The organism is Bifidobacterium sp. ESL1118 (assembly GCF_058505595.1).
Genome location: NZ_CP196371.1, coordinates 1391684 through 1412880, shown reverse-complemented (window position 1 = coordinate 1412880; position 21197 = coordinate 1391684). Strand labels below are relative to the sequence as shown.

Sequence of the window (21197 nt, the reverse complement as noted above, 5' to 3'; positions counted from 1 at the left end):
GCCGTGTGCGTGAGACGTGCATTCATTGATGTTGTGTCGGTTGTTTGAATCTCAATGTCGTTTTGACTCTGCTGTACGTTGACCGTGCGGAAGTCCTATTCGTTCAATGGCGAATGAGCGGTATAGCTTGAGTGAATAATTATTCATTCTCTAGATTCTTTTTTAATTATAGTTTCAAAATTCCCTTTTTGTAGAGAGTAACACGCCGACAAAATCTATATTTATACAAAGTTATAAATATATTATATGATATTGGAGTCATTGAGACAGTGGTAAGAAGTGAGGGTTATGGCGTATTCAATGGCTGTGACTGATGCAATCGAGTCTGTGCAAGCCGACATTTATGGTTGTTAAACCATAAAGGGTACGACATGGAATATGGGTATATGGTTTTGTGATGTGGGGACATTGTGATGAATCAACTCAAGGGGGCAACATGGTAGGTACACTCAGGCATCTGCTCCGGGACGACGACATAACGCATGATGAGCAGCGTCAGATTCTTGAGCTGGGGATGCAATTTCGTCGGGACCGGTATTATCGCAGGCCTTTTGCGGGGCCTCAAGGCGTGGCTGTGATTTTCGATAAACCAAGCACCCGCACCCGGTCCAGCTTTTCCGTAGGGGTGTCGGAACTTGGCGGATACCCGCTGGTTATTGACAAAGCCTCTTCTCAGCTGGGCCGTGGTGAGCCCATTGGAGATACGGCACGGGTGCTTTCGCGCATGACGTCGGCCATTGTCTGGCGCACCTTTGGACAGGAGAATGTGGAGACCATGGCTCGCTATGCGTCGGTGCCGGTCGTCAACGCTCTGACCGATCAATTCCATCCTTGCCAGGTGTTGGCGGATTTGCTCACGATGGCGCAGCATCGAGGTGGAGTCGATGCCTTGAAGGGCATGACAATCGCCTATGTGGGAGATGCCTCGAACAATATGGCGAATTCATATTTGTTGGGCGGCGCCACGGCTGGCATGAACGTGCGCGTCGCAGGCCCCGAAGGCTATCTTCCTGACAGGCATGTATTGGCCGATGCCCAACGTATTGCACAGCGGGAAGGCGGTTCGGTCTTGGTCACCACCGATCCGTATGCCGCGGTCGATGGCGCGGATTGTGTGTTCACTGACACATGGGTGTCGATGGGCCAGGAAGACGAGTATGACGAGCGTGCCAAGTCGTTCATCCCGTTCCAGGTCAACGACGAATTAATGCACGCTGCCGCACCTGATGCGATGTTCCAGCACTGCCTGCCGGCATATCGCGGCCGTTAGGTCACGGCCTCCGTCATCGACGGGCCTCAATCCGCGGTATGGGATGAGGCCGAAAATCGTCTGCATGCTCAGAAAGCCCTATTGACATGGTTGGTGGAGCTTGAGTGTGGCGGACATGGCCGTCCGGAGGCTCTGGGGTAGGGTTCTGCAGTCAAGCCGTGGATGTGTTTAGGCTGTTGTTGGTGACGCGAAGAGCATATGTATAATTATGCATCTCAAATATAGTTATAATTGACGAGAAATTTGTTTGCTGGATTGGGGAACGCAGATTCTACTCTTTAAATCTAGGATATTCGTGTATGTAGAGGTTCGTTGTGTAGGGTTGACATAGGCGTGTCTCCTCTACGACATAGATATGATTATATATACACAACAATAGATATTATAAATCTATGTACCGGTGAAAGGATTGCTATGACAGACAAGAATCGTATCGTATTGGCGTATTCAGGTGGTCTTGACACCTCTGTGGCCATCCCCTACCTTAAAGAGCAGACGGGCAAGGATGTGGTCGCAGTCTCCTTGGATGTGGGGCAGGGGGGTGAACGTCTTGAGACAATTCGCCAGCGTGCCCTGGCCTGTGGCGCTGTCGAGGCATATGTGGTTGACGCCCGTGAAGAATTCGCCCGTGACTATTGCATGCTTGCCCTAAAGGCCAATGCCATGTATGAGGGGGTATACCCTCTCGTTTCCGCGATTTCCCGCCCGCTGATCACCAAATACTTAGTGAAGGCCGCTCACCGATTCGGAGCGGACACCATTTCCCATGGTTGCACAGGCAAAGGCAACGATCAGGTGCGCTTCGAGGTGTCCATCCAGTCCATTGATCCTCAACTCAAGGCGATCAGCCCGATTCGCGACCTTTCGCTCACACGCGATGTCGAGATAGCGTTCGCTCAGGAGCATAAGCTCCCGATTGTACAAACCAAGGAAAACCCATATTCCATCGATCAGAATGTCTGGGGAAGGGCCATCGAGACCGGTTTCCTTGAAGACCCCTGGAATGGGCCGACTGAGGAATGCTATGCCTATACAAAGAGCCCCGACGATTCGCCTGCTGCCGATGAGGTGGTGATTGAATTCAAACAGGGCGTGCCGGTAACGATCGACGGGCATGATGTCACTCCCCTTGAAGCCATTGAGGAGATGAATCGAAGGGCAGGCGCTCAAGGCGTCGGTCGCATCGATATCATCGAAGACCGTCTGGTCGGCATCAAGTCGCGCGAGTTGTACGAGGTGCCAGGGGCGACAGCGCTCATCGCCGCGCACCAGGAACTTGAGAACTGCTGTCTTGAGCGAGAGCAGCATCGCATCAAGCGTGACGTCGACAAACGTTGGGCTGAGCTGGTCTACGATGCGCAATGGTTCTCTCCGGCCGTTCATTCGCTCAACGCATTCATCGACGATACACAGCAGTATGTTTCGGGCAAGGTGAGGATGACCTTGCATGGTGGACGGGCCGTTGTCACTGGCCGTCAATCGGATGCCTCGTTGTACGACTACAAGTTGGCCACATATGATTCCGGTGACGAGTTCAACCAGAAGGCCTCGAATGGCTTTATCGAAATCTATGGTCTACCCAGCAAGATTGCTGCCGCTCGAGACGTGAAGTTCGGCAACGGCATTGACACGTCGCAGGAGTAAGGACATGGCAGAGCATAAGGAGGAACCTGGCAGCGATTGCGGGGCTGGGGATGGTCGGCTGGCCTTATGGGGCGGCAGATTCACCTCGGGGCCTTCGGCGGAGCTTTCGCGCCTGTCGAAATCCACACAATTCGACTGGCGCCTGGCCGATGACGACATCGCCGGTTCACGTGCGCACGCCAGAGCGCTGTGCCGTGCAGGTTTGCTCAGCGACGATGAGTTGAATCGTATGGAGTCGGCACTGGGTGAATTGCAACGTCGTGTCGATTCTGGCTCCTTTGCTCCAGTTGAGCAGGATGAGGATGAGGCAACGGCCTTGGAACGTGGTCTCATTGAGATTGCAGGCGACGAGTTGGGTGGGAAATTGCGTGCCGGGCGTTCTCGCAACGATCAGATAGCCACGTTGATTCGACTCTGGCTGCGACGTCATGCCCGCAAGGTGACAGGGCTGGTGCTCGATGTGGTTGACGCCTTGATAGGCCAGTCGCGACGCGCAGGGGATGCGGTTATGCCTGGGCGAACGCACATGCAGCATGCACAACCCATTTTGCTCTCTCACCAGTTGATGGCACATGTATGGCCGCTGCTGCGCGATGTGGAGCGCCTTGAGCATTGGGACATACGTGCGGATGAAAGTCCTTACGGCGCAGGGGCGTTGGCCGGCAGCACTCTGGGTTTGGATTCGCAGGCCGTTGCGCACGAACTCGGTTTTTCCAAGGTGTGCCCCAATTCTATCGACGGCACTTCCAGTAGGGATGTGGTGGCCGAATTCGCTTTCGTGGCGGCGATGATGGGTGTTGATCTCAGTCGTCTGAGTGAGGAGATCATCATCTGGAACACTCAGGAATTTGCCTTCGTCAGTCTTGACGATGGCTACTCGACTGGTTCCTCGATTATGCCGCAAAAGAAGAACCCGGATATCGCGGAGCTCACTCGTGGCAAGTCAGGCCGTCTTATTGGCGATTTGACCGGGCTGATGACCACACTCAAAGGATTGCCCACGGCGTATGCGCGAGATCTGCAGGAAGACAAGGAGGCGGTGTTCGACCAGGTCGATACGCTTGAGACCGTGCTGCCGGCATTTGCCGGTATGGTACGAACCATGCACTTCGACACCCAGCGTATGCAGGCTCAGGCACCAACTGGTTTCGCCCTGGCAACCGATATTGCGGAATGGCTTGTGAAGCAAGGCGTCCCCTTCCGCAATGCCCATGAGCTTTCGGGTGCGTGCGTCAAGCTGGCGGAAGAACGTGGTGTGGAGCTGTGGGATCTCCATGATGACGATTTTGCAGATATCTTCAAGGTGTTTCTTCCTGCCGCACAATCCGTGAATGTCCGAGATGTACTGAATGTCACCGGATCGGTTGCATCCAGGAACGGCACAGGCGGAACCGCACCGGTTCGGGTCCGTGAACAGATGGATGAGGCGCAGGATAAGGTCGCCCAATGCCGGCGGTTCGCCACGTCGAGCAGTGATGGACCGGCCTATGTTCAGCCAGAGTCAAGCGCACGCGCCTAAATGCTGTGTTCCTTCTCCTTATGGACTCAAACGCTTTTTACCTTCTTAGTGGTGCATGAAGTGGGTAAAAAGAGAAAAAGCGGGCTTCCGTGTGTCTTGACCAGTGTCGTGATGTTCTGCGAAAATGAGACTCGGTTTTTGGGTTTTGCTGAGGTTGGTCAATCAACCTGCATGAGTGGGAAGAGACGTAGGGTATGACTGAAGTCATGGATTTCAGGAAGGCGGGTTTTGATTCGCCATTTGACGAGTTGCAGTGGCGTGGGCTGATTTCCCAATCCACGGACCGTGGTCAGCTGGCAAAGGCGCTGAACGGGGAACCGTTGACCTATTATTGTGGTTTTGATCCTACAGCGGCATCCCTGCACATCGGCAACCTTGTGCAGCTTATCATCATGCGTCATCTTCAAGAGGCCGGTCATCATCCGATTGCGTTGGTGGGTGGTGCCACGGGGCTTATCGGAGACCCGCGCCAAAGCGGTGAGCGCACGCTGAATCCCAAGGAGACGGTGTCGGCTTGGGCCGAGCGTCTTAAAGGGCAGATCGGCGGCATCCTGCGCACGGACGGTTCCAACCCGGTGCGCTTCGTCTCCAATTACGATTGGACGGCGCAGATGTCGGTCATCGACTTCCTGCGTGACGTGGGCAAGAACTTCCGCTTGGGCACCATGCTTTCCAAGGATGTGGTGGCCAGGCGTCTGGACTCGGACGAAGGTATATCCTTCACCGAATTCAGCTATCAGGTCTTGCAAGGAAACGATTTTCTACACTTGTACGATGAATACAACTGCACGCTGGAGCTAGGCGGCTCTGACCAGTGGGGCAACCTCACCAGCGGGTTGGATCTCATCCGCAAGGTGCGCGGGGAATCCGTCAATGTCTTCACCAGCCCCATCATCACCGACAGTCAGGGTAAGAAATTCGGCAAGTCCGAAGGGAATGCGTTGTGGCTCGACCCCACCATGCTCAGTCCCTACAGGTTCTATCAGTTCTGGTTCAACCAGCCTGACGATCAGATGGATAAGCTTTTGAAGGCCTTCACGTTCCTGCCGAAAGCCGAGATCGAGCGATTGGTTGGCGAGGCCCGGAACAACCCAGGTGTGCGTGAGGCACAGAAGACGCTTGCTTGGGAGGTCACCAGCTTTGTACACGGCGAAGAGGCCACACAGCAGGCATTGGATGCGGCTGATGCGCTGTTCGGACGTGGTGGAGACCTATCATCGTTTAGCTTGGAAGTGCTCGAGACCAGCATTGATGGGCTGAAGATAGATGACGGCAACGGTGGCAAGGCCTTTGCCTCTGCGGTTCCTGGAGACAGGGTGGCTCAGGCCGGCGTTGCCGCGGGATTGTTCCCATCTGTCTCGGCTGCACGCAAGACCATCAAATCCGGTGGCGTGTATCTCAATAATGAGCGAGTGGAAGATCAGGATCAACAGTTGCAGGGTTCTGATTTTCTCTTAGGCAGATTCGCTCTTATTCGGCGAGGAAAGAAGGCAGTGGGCGCGGTGGAGTTGCGTTGATGCGCCGAACAGTGGTTGTAGAGACCCGATGAGAATGTGTCGTGTGGGCATTAGTGATAATAACCGCAAGATTTAGTGGTTCCTATGTAAGTTGGAAATGTGGAATGTAAATGTTGCAGGGTATAGAACATTTGGCATGAGGCGCCTTCGATAACAAGTTGGGATAATTGTGATTCAGCAGGTGCGAAAAGTAAGGCAATAGCTGCGCAGTTTGTACGCAGGCAAGGTAAGAGAAACGGATAAGGGCATTAATATGGCAGAAAACCAAGGCGGCTTCCACTCAGGAAATTCTCACGGACACGGTTCGCGTTCAGGAGGCTATGGCTCCGGGCATGCAAATGGCAATCGCAGCGGTGGGTATCGCAGATCTTCCGGTGGGCACGGTGGCTACGGCCATTCGGGCGGTTATGGTTCCGGTAGAGGCGGGTATCGTGGGCACGATGACCGGCAAGACTTCCACCGGGACGGTGAACATCGGGACTTCCATCACGATGGAGACCGCAGGGACTTCCATCGGGACGGTGAGCACAGCGGTTACCGGGGTAATCGTTCAGATGCAGAAGGTCCAAGGCATTACGGCCATGGCGACGGGTTCCGCGGCAACAGGGGCTATCGGGGTCACGATGATAGCCGTGGAGGGTATCGCGGCCACCGCGACCGTGATTTCCATCGTGACAATGAGCGTGGTGACTTCCGCGGCCACCGTGACGGCAATTTTTCAAGGTCTGGCGATAGGCGCGACGGTGGACGTGATTTCCATCGGGACGATCGCGGTGGTAATGGCGGTGGTTACCGCGGCCGTGGCGATAGGCATGATTTCCATCGTGACGACAACCCTGGCGGTTATCGGGGCAATCGCCGTGATGGCGATCGTGGCGGTTACCGTGGCAATGGCGGTGGTTACCGTGGCCGTGACGATAGGCGGGATTTCCATCGTGACGACCGTGGGGAGCGTCGCGAGCACAGTGGCTACCGTGGCAATGGAGGTGGCCGTGATTTCCATCGTGATGACAACCGTGGCGGCTACCGTGGCAATGGCGGTGGTTACCGTGGCCGTGACGATAGGCGGGATTTCCATCGCAACGACCGAAACAATTCGCGTGATGGCTACGATCGCAGGAACGGTGGACACTCATCTGATCGTGACCAATACCGTGCCCGCAAGCGTGAGGAGTTCATGGACAAGGGCATTCGCCGTAATTCCGACGGTACCACGTCGTTCCCCTCCCAGAACCCATATACCGACCGGCGACCGGGCGAGCCACGTATGCCTCGGGGTATGGAATGGTCCATGCTGTCCAAGGATGAGAAAGAGCGGCTGAGGGGGCTTTCCAAGGAGCATGCCGAGAACATAGGGCTGCACATCTTGGCAGCCTATGCCTTGGAGGAAAGTGAGCCGAAGTCTGCACTCGACCACGCCAAGTGGGTTGCGCGTCAGGCATCACGCATCGATTTTGCCCGTGAGACGTTGGCATTCGTGGCGTACCGTCAGGGCGATTACAAATTGGCGTTACGTGAATTCCAGACGGCACAGCGTATGAACGGCTTCACCGATTATCTGCCGTTCATCGCGGACTGTGAACGCGGTTTGGGTGAGCCTAAGAAGGCCATCAACATCGCGCTTTCCGAGGATGCCAAAAAGCTTGAGGGCGAGGCTAAGGCGGAGATGTTCCTGGTGTACGCCGGTGCATTGGGAGATTTGGGCGCATGGGATCAGGCCATCGCTGTGGTCCATAAACTCGGTAATTCCAAGGGCTTGCCTGGGGAATACCGCATGCGGGCCCTTCAGGCCGAGCAGTACTTCCTTGAACAGGCCGGACGCGATGAGCAAGCGGCGGATCTCGATGTCGTTCTGGAGAAGCTTGAACAGAAGTATGCGGATGCGGATGAGGAAGACGAGACCGAGGAACCAGTCATCGACTATGACCTTGAGGCTTTGCCCGACGATCTGATGGAGGAGCTGGGTATTACCGATGAGGATGCACAATATGCTCCTGATGATTTTGACGACACGGACGAAGAAGAGTACGGCAACGGTTATTACGATGAGGGCGCTGCCGAAGACAAGCGGTCGCTGGACGATGCCGAGAATCCCTCTCATGTTGAGGCTGTGACTCCAGATGAGGTCAAGGCCGAAGATGAGCCTGAAGAATCGGCGGAAAACGATGGTCCGGACAGCGATGAGACTCAACTTCCAGCGGATATGGTGGAGGACGGTGCCCAGGATGCTTCCGATCCGGTGGTTGTTCAAGACAAAGCCGATGAGAAGGCGAGTGAAGGTGACGACGGCACTGACGATGCTGAAGAAACTGAGAACTTGCACAGTGCGGTGGATGTAGATCCCGATACCGAGCTGGACGCTGAACACGATGTCGAGGCAGAGGGCACTGACACCGATGCCGACGTAGATGAGGCCGAAGCCGACGAAGCCGAAACGGAGGACTGAGAGGATTGTTAAGCGGTACTGCAAAACCAATCAGCGAGGTGTATTCCCTTGCGTTGCTCGATCTTGATGGTGTGGTCTACAAGGGTAAAGACCCTGTGCCTCATGCTTCCGAGAGCATCAAAGAAGCGGAGCATCGTGGAATGAGGATGGAATACACGACGAACAATTCCTCACGCTTCCAGGCAACGGTGGCCGATCAACTGTATGGGTTCGGACTGGACGTGCAGCCCGAACAGGTTATTACGTCGTCTGTGGTGGCCGCCCGAATGGTGGCGCGGCAGGTGGAGCCAGGGGCCAAGGTGTTGGTCATAGGCGCGGACCATCTACGTGAGGAGGTGCGTAAGCAGGGGCTTGAACTGGTGGACTCCGCCCAGGACGATCCTGAGGCGGTCATCCAGGGATGGTATCCGGAAATCACTTGGAATGAGTTGGCACAGTCCGCATTTGCCGTGGAACGTGGAGCTCGGTATTTCGTGACCAATCTCGACATGACGATTCCCAGGGAGCTTGGGATTGCCCCGGGTAGCGGGTCGATGGTTCATGCCGTGGTGACGGCCACTGGAGTGGAGCCTGAGGATTCGGCGGGTAAACCTGAATCGGCCATGTATGACGAGGCTTTGCTGCTTGCGGCCGATAAAGGCAGGCAACCTATAGGCAAGGAGCGTTGTTTGGCGGTGGGAGATCGACTCGACACGGACATTGAGGCTGGAAACCGCGGAGGGTATGATTCTTTGGCCGTCCTCACCGGTGTTTGCGATGCAGAACAACTGTTTGAAGCCCCTGCGTATCAACGCCCTACCTACATTGCGTCTGACTTGCGGTCGCTCAATGAGCCGATGCCTGAACCCCATCAGATTGGCCACGATGAGTGGAACTGCGAGAATGCCACGGCGAAATTAAGTGAGGACAGCCTTGAGGTCAGTGACGTGCATGACATCAATGCCCTGCGTGCCGCATGCAATCTGTTCTGGCAGTATGACGAGCGAGAGGGCACGGACGCAACCGTAAAATTCGTGTTGCCTCAGTTCATGCTATAGCGAAGAGGGCGGCATGACGGATTTGATGAGCAACTATCCTGAGCTCTCGGTATGTGCTTCAGGCCGACACGAGACTCAAAAAGAGGGCGAAGAGGGCCAACCGTTCGATGAGGATCTCGAAGCCCAAGCCATTGAACAATTTCGCAAGGTGCTCAAGGACATGCAAGGTGAATTGGATTGTGAAGAGGAATGATGGCTCTAGGGTTGGTTGATTCAAAGGATGAAGAGGCTCACGTGCAACGTATGCGATTGGATCTGCTGTTGTTGGCACGTGGTCTTTCGACCAGCCGTTCGAAGGCGCAGCGCCTGATTCGTGGGGGACGGGTTCTGCTCAATGGAGCGCCTGCCGACAAGCCCTCGATGCCAGTGGACGCCGATGCAGTGGTGTCGCTCATCGATGCGCCGACCTATGTTTCACGTGGTGCCTATAAGTTGCTGGGTGCCTTTGAACGGTTCACCCCTTTGGGGCTGTGTTCGCCGGGTGGGCGCAAATGCCTTGATATTGGTGCATCGACCGGAGGGTTCTGCGACGTGCTGCTGAAAATGGGGGCCAGCCAAGTGGTGGCTCTTGATGTCGGTCATGGCCAGCTTGACCGCAGCATAGCTGCCGATTCCAGAGTCATCGAGATGAGCGGTGTCAATATTCGTGATGTCACTGTCGGCGATTTGCCTTTTCGCCCCGAGCTCATCGTCTCTGACGTGTCGTTCATCTCACTGACGTATGTGATACCCGTCATAGCTGACATTGCGGCGGCTGATGCCGATGTCGTGCTGCTTATCAAGCCCCAGTTCGAAGTGGGCAAAGGCAATCTAGGTCATGACGGTATTGTCAGCGATCCGGATCTGCGTCAAAAGGCGCAACAAAAAGTCTGCGACTGTGTCAGAGCCAATGGCTTGCAGGTGGTGGGCACCTGCGACTCACCTATTACGGGCACTCACGGAAACCATGAATACCTGCTCTACGCCTCCTGCGGCCATTCGTCGGGATCCTCATCTTCGAGTGCATACATCGTCTGAATTTCCCCGTCGCCGTTGAACCGATTCGGTGTGTAAGCCTGGTGTCGGTGTGTGCTTCGTTGTATCAACGACGCATAGGATGTTTGATCGTATTCGAGGTCGTTGCCGTAGAAGACGCATTGTGCATACGATCCCTTTTGCAGTGTCACAGCATCTGCATATATGGCATCGCATGTCACTGCCTGAACGGTCACACGCGAACCTTGGATGGTGCCGATGGAGCTTCGCTTGCTGTAGGCACCCATACGAAAGCGGGGTAGCATTGTGGTTTCAAACATGGATACGGTCAGGTGTTCGGCACACAGATTTTGTGCTGTGACGTGCCCCGTTATTGTGGCGGTTTCATCGATGTTCATGAGTCTGGTCTTGATCAGGCCTCGAATCGAGAGCGAGGCGCTGCAGTGCATAGCCTTGGCTCTGATCGTTCCCGTGAAGTCCGTCACGGAGGCACATTGGAGATTGCCTTTGATGGAGAGTCTGCCATGCCCCGAGATGTTGCGGCAATGCAGGTCGTGTGTGCAATGGACCAGTCCTCCTTCTAAGATGAGGTTTCCCGCCTCGTTGCAGTTAAACACCGCGTTGTCTTTTACGATAAGTGTTGTAAAACGAACACCATTATTGATTTGCACTTGACTGTGGGCAATGATGGTCGTATACGTGCCGGAAGGCACCACGCTTCCGTAAAAGTTCAGGATCATCGCTGTTCCTTTGCTTAATGCTACCGATAGATATGATGATATTTACTTATAAATATATCATATATATATTGATTGATTGCCAAGGTGAAGTGGCAGTGCCGTTGCATTGGCCTGACTCCGAGGGCATTTGTAGGCGGTGTTCGATTAAAATCGAGGCAGTGTTTGGTGTGTGAAAGGTGGGTTGTATGACTGGTCAACGGCAGGCAGTGGTGGTGACACATACGAGGCTGCGTGAAAGTGGCTATGTTGTCCGTGAGGCCGTACGGCAGTTGACTCATGCCGGATTCCAGATTCGCATTGTCGATAACCTGGACGCACCCAGATTCGGTGAACCCGCCAAGAAGGTGGGCGATGACACGGAAATCGTGGTTGTGCTCGGAGGCGACGGCACGATTTTAGGTGCGGCTGAGATGGTGTATGGCACGAATGTGCCGATTCTTGGCATCAATCTGGGGCATGTCGGCTTCCTGGCGGAATTCGAAAGCTTTCAGCTTGGCGAGGCCATCCATCGTGTTGCCGACCACGATTATTCCATCGACAAACGCATGCTCGCCGGTGTGAAGGTCTCGTTTCCCGACGGAAGCGTAGCCAGCGATTGGGCGCTTAACGACGTGACGATTCGTGAACCGGGTGGCGGTCGGATGGTGGAAGTGTCGGTCAGCGTGGACGATGTGGAAATGAGTTCGTTTAGTGGCGATGGGGTGGTGATCTCCACTCCTACCGGGTCCACGGCCTACGCATTCTCTGCCGGTGGACCAATTATTTGGCCCAATGTGAGTGCTCTGCAGCTCGTGCCGTTGGCAGCCCATGCCTTGTTTGCCCGCCCGGTCATCATCGGTGCCGGGTCCAGGTTTACGGTTGAGATATTGAAGACTTCAGTAACCGATGGGTGGATCTGCAGCGATGGCAGACGAAGCGGGAAGTTGCCGCGCGGCACGGTTGTCGAGGTTTCCCAACTACCACATACATTGAGTCTTGCCCATCTTTCCGGCACGCCGTTTACCAGTCGTTTGGTTAAGAAATTCGATTTGCCGAGTGTCAGTTTGCGCACTCGGGCCATTCAGGAGGAGCGCGAAGGAGAACGCGACATCGCCTACGAGGACGGCTTGCATAGTGCCGGATTGGACACGACCCGTGACATCGACGCTGCGGATTTTGGTAAGGAGGGTGCCTGAAATGCTTGAGGAACTGGAAGTGCGTAATCTGGGGCCTATTCTCTCTTCGAAGATGGAGTTCGGAGCGGGCATGACGGCCATCACAGGTGAGACGGGTGCCGGCAAATCGATGCTGCTGAGTGCGGTCCACCTCATTTCGGGAGGGCCCGCAAGTGCGGCCCGTGTCACTCCCGGGGCTCCTGGATCCTGGGCCCAAGGTGTGTTCGACGTGAGCGAGGAAAGCGCTGCGGTCGCTTCGGCCCGTGACGCAGGAGTGCTCCCCGAAGCTAGTGCAGCCGGAGACCCCGATCCCGATGAGGCGGGACGCAAGGAGTTGTTCCTGGCACGTAAAGTGCCGTCTTCGGGGCGGTCGCGAGCGATGCTCGATGGACACAGTGTGCCTCGCTCGGTGTTGGGTGATGTGGCCGGGGGTCTGGTCACGATTCACGGTCAGGCCGATCAGCTGCGCATTGCGGCTGGGGCGCGTCAGCGTGAGTTCCTGGACATGGTCGCAGGCGACGGTGTAGAGCTTGCCGCCTATCGACAGGCTTGGGACGCACTTGCAGCCATGGATTCCAAGCTTGAGGCTTTGGAATCGCAGGAGGCGTCGGCGCGCCAAAGAGCCGATTATCTACGTGATTCGGTCGACCAGATCAATAAAGTGAATCCCAAGCCGGGTGAGGACGACGAGCTCAAGGAGAGGCGGTCGCGCATCGAGAATTCGGAACAGATCGCGCGTGGTGTGGGCACGGCGCTTTCCCAACTCGACACCTCTCAGGTGGATGCCGATTCTGACGCATCTGGTGCCACGGATGCCATCACCCGAGCCATCCAGGCGCTGCGCACCATCCATGCCGGTGGCTCATTCGGTGAGGCCGCGGATAGGTTGGAGTCGCTCAACGCCGATCTCAACGACATCGTCTATTCCCTTTCCGGCCAAATGGACGATGATGAGAACGTTGGGAACCTTGACTCCATCAACTCGCGTATTCATGAGCTCGACGAGCTGACGCGGCGTTGGGGCCCGTCCCTTGCGGATGTCATCGCCTGGAGGGACAAGGCGGCCTTCGAGATTGAGGATTTGGATGCCTCGCCTGAGAAACTTGAGGAGCTCAAGGCCAAGCGTGCCGAGTTGCTTGCCGATGCCACAGTCAAGGCCAAGGTGCTGAGTGCGGCGCGCACAAAGGCCGCAGAATCGCTGGCTTCCAAGGTCACAGCCGAGCTGGGGAGCCTTGCCATGGCGGGCGCATCACTTGAGATTCGCGTCACAGCGCGGGTAGAGGGAATGGTAAACGGCACAACACGTGCCCCTGCGGATGGTGCGGCCGATGAACGTGCCGAGTCCCAAGGAGGCAATAGCGCAGGGATCGCTGGCATACGTGATGTGTCGAAGGCGCAACGAACGAGTGATGCCCGTGGTGTCAAGCTCGATTCAGCTCATAAAGGCGAGCGCCTAGGATCGTCGGTGTCAGATGGCGAATCATCTGCTGGACTCGATGCTCACGGTATGGATGACATCGAGTTTCTGTTCACTCCGTTCCCAGGCTCGCCGCAGCTGCCTATGGGCAAAAGCGCCTCGGGAGGCGAATTGAGCAGGCTGATGCTCGCTTTGGAGCTGGCTGCGGCCCAGAAGCGTTACGGCGGCAATGACATGACGTTCATCTTTGACGAGGTGGATGCCGGCGTCGGCGGCAAGGCTGCGGTTGAATTGGGCAAACGGCTTGCCCGTCTTTCGCGGACCTCGCAGGTCATCGTCGTCACTCACTTGCCGCAGGTAGCATCTTGGGCGGATGCCCAGTTTGTCGTCGCCAAGGAGAGTGTCGCCAAGTCCAACGGCGCCAAGTCCGATAAGTCTAGTCTCTCTAAATCTGGCGCTAAGTTCAGCGCAGCCACATCCGGTGCCGCGGTGGTCCAGACTACGGTTTCAAAGGTCGAAGGCGAGGCGCGGGTCCGCGAGATCGCGCGCATGCTCTCCGGCGACGAGACCGAGACCTCGCTCGACCATGCCCGTGAGCTGCTTGCCGAAAGCAAACTGTAATACTGATTCTCGCATGCCGAGTCAGTCGTGCGGCGTGTTGTTTCTGGGTTGTGCTCCAAGCGGTCGTGATTCCCGCGATGTATGCCGTAATGTGGCACTGATCACGGGATTTGATGATGTTCCCTTGATTGGTGACGTTATGCGGCAGTTTCGTGGGAACCTGATGTCGCTCCCGTGATTTGTGCCGTACTATGGCATTAATTTCGGGAGTGCTGTTATGGTGGTGCTTTGTGAACAGGGCAGAGATTTCTGGCAACGCGGATGGTGCGGATATCGTGGATGATGCGGACAATGTGGGCAAGGCGGCCATTTTCGACCTCGATGGCACGCTGCTCGACTCGATGGGTGTCTGGAACCAGATTGACATCGATTTCTTTGCGGAGCGGGGTATTCTCATGCCTGACGACTATCAGGCGGTGGTCTCCACCATGCAGTCTCGGCAGGTGGCCGAATACACCAAGGAACGGTTCGTACTCAATGACACTCCAGAGGCATTGATGGCGCATTGGAATGCGATGGCGCTTAAGGCCTACACCACCACGGTCGGGGTCAAACCGCATGCCCTTGAATATCTCGCCGACCTGAAGGCTTCAGGTGCAAGGCTTGCGGTTGCCACGGCGCTCCCCGAGCATATGTACCGGCCGGCGATGGCTCACACCGGACTCGATGGATGTTTTGAGCTCGCAGTCAGCGCCGAAGATGCAGGAGATGCCGATAAGACCGGTCCGGAGGTCTATTTGCTGGCGGCCCGGCGTTTGGGCGTCGATCCCGGCGATTGTACGGTGTTCGAGGATCTGTTGCCGGCTGTTCGCGCCGCCAAAAGTGCACACATGAAGGTCTGGTCCATGCTCGATGAGGCATCTCGTGCAGACTGGCCGGCCATCCGCGCCGAGGCTGATGGCGTTATCGATGACTTCGCCGATGCGCCGGTGATATTGGGCTGATTTTGCCGCCGGTTTCATTCAGAGGGGACTTTTCACGTAGATCGAATTAAGAAGAATTTTAGGAATGGCGGAAATCAGCCATTCTTGGAAAAAATACGACGCAGATTGATACAAAAAGTCCCCTCTGAATGGCAAATCTCCAGATTCAGGGTGTTCAGTGGGTACTTTTCCACGGAATTTGGCACATGCATGGATTAAGAGTGTTGGAATTCGGTGGTTCACTGATTAGGCAATCGTTGATTGTGTGCAGAAAGTACCCACTGAACGTCATGTTGCACAATTTGAATGAGAGCGCCCTGGTTTTCATTGTGCTCTGTGGGTGACTTCTTCGAATTCGTGACACTGTTATGGTGTTAAGTTGCACAGTTGTATGTTGTCTGTTATAGTGTTATGTACAACAGTTAATCGGGAAAGCGAAACGAGACGTGTTGCGACGTAAAACGCTATATTGCAAATCAATATAGCGCGATGTATCGCATCACCTCGCGCATCGGACTTCCGGTTGGCTGACATCGCGAACGATAGAGGAAAGGGGCATCGATGAAACTGATCATCTCGTCAGTGTCCGGCAAACCGATCTACGAGCAGATCAAGGACCAGATTCGTCAGGCAGTGCTCTCTGGGCAATTACAGCCTGGCGATGCGTTGCCCTCATTGCGCAAGCTGGCCCGAGAGCTGCGGGTCTCCGTTCTCACCGTCACCCGTGCGTACAACGAACTGGCCGACGAAGGCATCGTGGTCAATCAGCAAGGCCGCGGCTCCTTCGTGGCCGAGCGTGGTGGGGAAGCCATGAAACACCAGTTGTTCTCCCAAGTTTCCAATCACCTCGGAGAGGCGGTGAAGGCCGCCAAGGCGGCCGGCATGCCGCTGCATGATTTGGTGGAGGCCCTACGCCGGGAATATGGGCGTCAGAGCTGAGCGTAGGTCCCTAGGCCCAAAATTACCGGTTTGTTGTCAATGATTCAGGAATAGGAAAGGAACATTGAAGATGAAGGAATCCTCTTCGATGCAAGGTGCCACAAATGGTGGTGCGGACAGTGCCTCATTGGCTCTGAGGGTCAGTGATGTCGGCAAGACGTACAAGTCCGGCTTCAGCCTGAGTGGGGTCACTTTCGACCTGCCGATGGGATACATCATGGGGCTCATCGGGCCCAACGGCGCCGGCAAGTCCACGCTCATCAAGCTTATTTTGAACATGGTTCACCGTGACTCGGGCTCCATTACGATCCTCGGGAAAGACAACATCGCCGATGAGGTGGCGGTCAAGGAACAACTTGGCGTGGTCTTCGACACCAGCTATTTTCCAGAGCAGTGGAGGGGGTCGACGGTGGCGAAGGCCATGCAGGTGAGCTACGACGCCTGGGATCAGGAAGCCTTCGACGGCTACCTCAAGCGCTTTGGGCTCGACCCGAGGAAGCGAATCAAGGAGCTTTCGCGCGGCATGCAGATGAAGCTCATGCTCGCTGCAGCGCTGAGCCACAACGCTCGGCTGCTCATCCTCGACGAACCGACCAGCGGCTTGGACGTGATCGCCCGCGACGAGCTCATGGAGATCCTCGCCGCCTACATCGAGGACGGTATGAGCTCCGTGCTTTTCAGCACGCATATCACAGCCGATCTGGAGCGTTCCGCCGATTTCATCACCTACATCACCGCCGGATCGATGTTCTACAGCGGTCCGAAGGACGAGTTCACCGATGCTTTCCGCGTAGTCAAGGGCGGCCTGGACCAATTGCAGGCGGTGCAAGGGCTGGATGTAGGCCTGCGCCGCTACTCCACAGGTTTCGATGCCCTGGTGCGCACCGAGCAGATAAATCGGCTTGGCAATTGCAGCGTTGTCGGCAGCAGCAGCGATGGTCGCAACGTCGGCAACGGTGGTAACGATGGCTCTGATGCCGGTGTCAATACCAACGGCTTCGTTATCGAGCCGGCCACGATCGACGACATCATCCGCCTGACCAATGCGCGAGGCGGCAGGCATGGTTCGGAGCTCCTTGGCGGGAATCCAGGTTCGGCCAGTAAGGAGAACCTCAGCGGACAAAGGGCGTCACGGCAATGAGTGGGGGAGTTGCAATGAATCGTTATGCTTCGGCAGACCGGTTGCAACCGCAGCAGCCTTCGCCGTCTCGGCTGCCTGAGGAGCCGCGTGCGGCGGGAACAGCAGCCCAGATATTCCGTGCCATTGTGCTTGACTGGCTGCGGTTCGTCGGTGGCACCAAGCTCAAGTGGGCATGGCCTGCGGAGCTTGTTCTTTCGCCGGTCTTGGTCGCCGCGGTCAATCTGTTTGCGAAGGACTCGGATTTGGCTGACGGAATGCTTGGGGTGGTCATCGGTTTGCTTGTGGCCACTATGATTGTCGTGCCTTATATTTTTGCCATGGTCGATAACGGTGCCGATGGCGGCAGGCTGACCGGCATCGTTCCCGTGAGTCGGGCCAACCAGGTCAACGGGCGTTATGTATTCGTGATTTTCACCAATCTATTGTCCGTCGCTGACGGGGCGCTGTGCATTGTGCTCGACATGCTGATTCACGCAGTCAGGTTTGATTCGGACCTTGTGCAGCTGATTGGTGTGGTTGCGTTGGCCGTCTTCGCCCTCGTAGTGCTCTTCAACGTCATCATCATTCCTACGACGTACCGTTTCCACACGAAAACGGCTCTCTTCATTGTGTATCTCGTCACGTTCACTGTCATCTACGCGCTGCTGTCCGTAGCCGCACACATGCAGGCCGCGCTGACCAAGGCGCTTGCTGGGTTTATCGTCCATGCGCTCGTCGGGCCTTGGACCGGTGCGCTGATCGGCGTGGCGGTTGTCGCTGCGGCGATTGCCGTATCGTTCCTGGTCTCCCGACACATCGTCCGTAGGAGGGAGTTCTGAATGCGCGGCAATCGACATCAAGATGGAATATGCGGCGGGGCGCATGGCGGTGTGTGCATTGAAGCGAAGGTAATGAAAGCGGTGAGGGTGAGGAAATGAAACAGGTAGTTCGATCAGTGAAACTGAATATGGTGATGCTCCTGGGCAAGCGGCGTTGGCTGGTGGCGGCGGTTGTGTTGGTACCGATTGCGCTGACGGTGGTTCTGGGTCTCATTGCGCTGGTGTGGCCCGGTGCCAAAGGGTACATCGATCTAGATGGCGTTACCGGTTTCATGTGTGGCATGCTCACCGTGGTGGCCACGATGATGCCGTTCATCATCGCCACCATCGAGAGCAACGGCAGTGTTCGCAGGCTTTCCGGGGTGGTGCCGATGACCCGCCGCCAGCAGGTGGAGGGCAGGTATGTGTTCGTCGCCGCCTTCGCGGTGCTGGTCCTCATGGAGACGCTGGTGGTGAGGCTGCTCTACTTTGCATTCAGCCCGTCGCATATTCCTGCCGCCATAGTGCGCGGCGAGATCATGGGCGACTTCTCCACTTTCGGTACGGTATTGTTGCTGTGCCTGGTCCTGTTTCCGGTCTGCTACCGTTTCCCGGGCTCACCGACGCTCACCATCGCGTTCTGCGTGACGTATGTGGCGTTGATTGCCCTTGCGATTATTGCGGTCAGCATGCCTGTGTTCGTGGCGGCCACGGGCTGGGTTGCAGAGCACATCCTGGTCAATGCCGTTGCGAGTGTGTTGTTCGAGGTCGGCGTGATAGTGGCCCTTGGCATCGTCTCGATGCTGCTCTCGTTCCGCTTCTTCGGTCGTCGTGAGCTCTGAGTGGTTGTAGTACCGGAAGTCCGACAAGTAATGCCGTTTATCGGCACTATCTGTCGGACTTCCATTTTCTGCCGACGAATAGTGACGTTTTGCGTCATTGTGTGTCGGCCCTGATTATCATGCCGACAGATAGTACCAGAATAAGGCACTATCTGTCGGTAACATTTTTCCGACCTACAGAATGTGCCGTTAGGGGGCACTATCTGTAGGCGTTGATTTTTCTCCGGCAGATAGTGTCGTTCATCGGTGTCGGCATTGATGTCAGCATCGGCGTAGTGCCCCAGCGTCGGTGTCGGCAATGGATGCGTCATTGGTGCGCAGCAAGCAACTGCGCCGCGTTTGCCACATATTCCGGCATGTCGGTGATATCAATGGTGTCGGTGAAGCGCTCGGGTTTCGTTTCGAGATTGCGTAGCGCTGCGGGCGCGGTGGTGCCTGTGGCGGCAGCAAGGGTGTCCATGCACCTAAAGTCATTGGCTGGGCAGTCCAGGCCGATGGCCTTGCCGACCACGCGTGGGAACTTGTAGGGGCTGGCGGTGCTCAGCAGCACGCGCGGTGCATCACCGTCATCGCGCGGCATCTGACGCAGCACATGGTAGCCGCAGGCGGTGTGTGGGTCGATGAGGTAGTGGTTGGTCTGCCAGCACTCACGGATGGCATCGCTCACTTGCGTTTCGTCCGCCCACCCGCAGCCGAATAGGTTCTGTATCGCAGTAAGCAGCGGCGCCGGTACGGTGAATGAACCCTTCGTGTCCAAATCATGCATAAGGTTTGCGATGAGCTCACAGTCCCCGCCGGAGAGGTAATAGAGCATCCGCTCGAGATTCGAGGAGACGAGAATGTCCATTGATGGGGAAGTGGTCTGGAAGAATGGGCGCTCACGGTTGTAGGTGCCGGTGGTGAGAAAGTCATACAGCACGTTGTTGCGGTCGCTGGCAACGATGAGCCGAGAGACGGGCAGTCCGAGCCGCTTGGCGTAGTAACCGGCAAGAATGTCGCCGAAGTTGCCGGTGGGTACCACGAACTGAACCGGGTCGCCAAGGTGACGCACCGATCCGCGCTCCACCAGCTGCATGTAGGCGGCAAAGTAGTAGACCACCTGTGGCACGAGCCTGCCTACATTGATGGAGTTGGCGGAGGACAGCGCCACGTGGTCGTCGTCCTGCAGACGTTTGCCGAATTCCGCGTCCGCGAAGATGCGCTTCACTGCGCTCTGCGCATCGTCGAAGTTGCCGCGTACTGCGCACACGTGTACGTTGCCGCCCCTCTGCGTGGTCATTTGCCGGCGTTGCACCTCACTGACCTTGCCTTCAGGGTAGAAGACGGTGATGCCGGTGCCGGAGGTGTCCGCAAAGCCCTCCAGCGCGGCCTTGCCGGTGTCGCCGGAGGTGGCGGTGAGGATCATGATGCGTTCGTCGGAACCGCTTGTCGTGTTACTGTTATTGCTGATTGCAGGGGCATTATTCATGATTGAAGCGCACTCAGACCGTCCAGAATGTTCGAGTCCTAAGCCGGCGGCGGCCTCGTCGCTGGTATCCTCTCTTGTGCGTTTCATAAGCTGTGGCAGCATCTGGAGTGCCACATCCTTGAATGCCGAAGTCGGGCCATGGAATAATTCGAGTACGAAATCCGAGCAGTCATTGCCTGAGTTCAAAGGTTTGAGCGGTGTGATGGCGCTGTCATCCCATTGCCTTCCATACGCAGCCCGTATGCATTCACGCAATTCGTCATCGCTGTAGTCCGGCAACAGCACACCCAGCACGTTCATGGCGATTTGCTGGTAACTTTTGCCTTGCAATGCGCGCAAGTCAAATTGTTGTGAACCCAAATCATCGGTGATGAACAAGCCGCCATTGTCCGCCAATCCCCGGCGTATGGCCTGTTTGGAGGTCAGTCTGCTGCTCTTGCTGCGTGTGCTGTGAAAGTAGGTCGGCATTGTTTGCCCCTCATGTTCAAGTGTTTTCGGCCAGGCATTCGCCTGAGCCTCATACAGTCATTGTAGCGAAAGCGAGGGGCAACGCATGCATGGGCCCGCACGGTTGAGCAGAATTGACCGGACTGCGTTTAGGCTTACAATGTTGGTATGTTTTAGAGGGGCTTCGTACCAGACGAACTGGTGGAGCGTATGTTGGGGAAGGTGTCTGCTGTGGTTGATGATGTAAACGCACCGTTGGATGCAAGCGATGTCGATACGGGCGCTGAACCTGATAAGAAG

The 21197-nt window shown here is 56.1% G+C and carries 16 protein-coding genes and 1 pseudogene; 15 read left to right on the top strand and 2 right to left on the bottom strand.

Annotated elements, in window-relative coordinates:
- The first annotated feature begins 436 nt into the window (after nt 1-436).
- The 8 genes and pseudogenes from argF (at nt 437) to ACSYSS_RS05620 (ending at nt 10450) form a co-directional block, all read left to right on the top strand.
- Nucleotides 437-1411 (top strand): annotated as a pseudogene (argF, locus tag ACSYSS_RS05655) (ornithine carbamoyltransferase).
- Between the two features lie 273 nt (nt 1412-1684).
- Nucleotides 1685-2914 carry an argininosuccinate synthase gene (locus ACSYSS_RS05650; protein WP_491703077.1) on the top strand — a complete coding sequence of 410 codons (1230 nt, stop codon included), beginning with the start codon at nt 1685-1687 and terminating at the stop codon, nt 2912-2914.
- Between the two features lie 4 nt (nt 2915-2918).
- Complete coding sequence (gene argH / locus ACSYSS_RS05645; RefSeq protein WP_491703076.1) at nt 2919-4433, top strand: argininosuccinate lyase; 1515 nt, start codon at nt 2919-2921, stop codon at nt 4431-4433.
- A 194-nt stretch (nt 4434-4627) separates the two neighbouring features.
- Nucleotides 4628-5950, top strand: a complete 1323-nt coding sequence (gene tyrS, locus ACSYSS_RS05640; protein WP_491703075.1) for a tyrosine--tRNA ligase — start codon at nt 4628-4630, stop codon at nt 5948-5950.
- Between the two features lie 253 nt (nt 5951-6203).
- A complete protein-coding gene (locus tag ACSYSS_RS05635; protein WP_491703074.1) occupies nt 6204-8396 on the top strand; it encodes a tetratricopeptide repeat protein in 2193 nt (730 codons plus the stop codon).
- 5 nt (nt 8397-8401) lie between these two features.
- Nucleotides 8402-9433: an HAD-IIA family hydrolase gene (locus tag ACSYSS_RS05630; protein WP_491703073.1), complete on the top strand. Its 1032-nt coding sequence runs from the start codon at nt 8402-8404 to the stop codon at nt 9431-9433.
- 13 nt (nt 9434-9446) lie between these two features.
- Complete coding sequence (locus ACSYSS_RS05625) at nt 9447-9626, top strand: hypothetical protein (RefSeq protein ID WP_491703072.1); 180 nt, start codon at nt 9447-9449, stop codon at nt 9624-9626.
- Nucleotides 9623-10450 (top strand): TlyA family RNA methyltransferase, encoded by an 828-nt coding sequence (locus ACSYSS_RS05620; protein ID WP_491703071.1) that lies wholly within the window; start codon nt 9623-9625, stop codon nt 10448-10450. Before ACSYSS_RS05625 ends, ACSYSS_RS05620 begins: the two co-directional genes overlap by 4 nt.
- Here the strand turns inward: ACSYSS_RS05620 and ACSYSS_RS05615 are convergent.
- Entirely contained in the window at nt 10393-11148 is a 756-nt protein-coding gene (locus ACSYSS_RS05615; RefSeq protein WP_491703070.1) for a bactofilin family protein, read from the bottom strand. The two genes, ACSYSS_RS05620 and ACSYSS_RS05615, sit on opposite strands and share 58 nt — an antisense overlap.
- A gap of 185 nt (nt 11149-11333) precedes the next feature.
- Between ACSYSS_RS05615 and ACSYSS_RS05610 the strand changes: the two genes are divergently transcribed.
- The 7 genes from ACSYSS_RS05610 to ACSYSS_RS05580 all read left to right on the top strand — a co-directional run bounded on the left by ACSYSS_RS05610 (nt 11334) and on the right by ACSYSS_RS05580 (nt 18982).
- Complete coding sequence (locus ACSYSS_RS05610; protein ID WP_491703069.1) at nt 11334-12323, top strand: NAD kinase; 990 nt, start codon at nt 11334-11336, stop codon at nt 12321-12323.
- 1 nt (nt 12324) lies between these two features.
- Complete coding sequence (recN, locus tag ACSYSS_RS05605) at nt 12325-14340, top strand: DNA repair protein RecN (protein ID WP_491703068.1); 2016 nt, start codon at nt 12325-12327, stop codon at nt 14338-14340.
- A 293-nt stretch (nt 14341-14633) separates the two neighbouring features.
- The gene (locus ACSYSS_RS05600) at nt 14634-15284 is read left to right on the top strand and encodes an HAD family hydrolase (RefSeq protein WP_491704246.1); all 651 of its coding nucleotides are present in this window, start codon (nt 14634-14636) and stop codon (nt 15282-15284) included.
- Nucleotides 15285-15824: 540 nt separating this feature from the next.
- Entirely contained in the window at nt 15825-16202 is a 378-nt protein-coding gene (locus tag ACSYSS_RS05595) for a GntR family transcriptional regulator (protein WP_491703067.1), read from the top strand.
- Nucleotides 16203-16272: 70 nt separating this feature from the next.
- A complete protein-coding gene (locus tag ACSYSS_RS05590; protein WP_491703066.1) occupies nt 16273-17343 on the top strand; it encodes an ABC transporter ATP-binding protein in 1071 nt (356 codons plus the stop codon).
- Nucleotides 17344-17357: 14 nt separating this feature from the next.
- A complete protein-coding gene (locus tag ACSYSS_RS05585) occupies nt 17358-18161 on the top strand; it encodes an ABC-2 transporter permease (protein WP_491703065.1) in 804 nt (267 codons plus the stop codon).
- Nucleotides 18162-18256: 95 nt separating this feature from the next.
- On the top strand, nt 18257-18982 hold the full coding sequence (locus tag ACSYSS_RS05580) for an ABC-2 transporter permease (protein ID WP_491703064.1): 726 nt from the start codon (nt 18257-18259) through the stop codon (nt 18980-18982).
- 307 nt (nt 18983-19289) lie between these two features.
- On the opposite strand, the gene thrC is transcribed toward ACSYSS_RS05580, so the two are convergent.
- Nucleotides 19290-20918, bottom strand: coding sequence for a threonine synthase (thrC, locus tag ACSYSS_RS05575; RefSeq protein WP_491703063.1), 1629 nt, complete (start codon nt 20916-20918; stop codon nt 19290-19292).
- Nucleotides 20919-21197 lie beyond the last annotated feature (279 nt).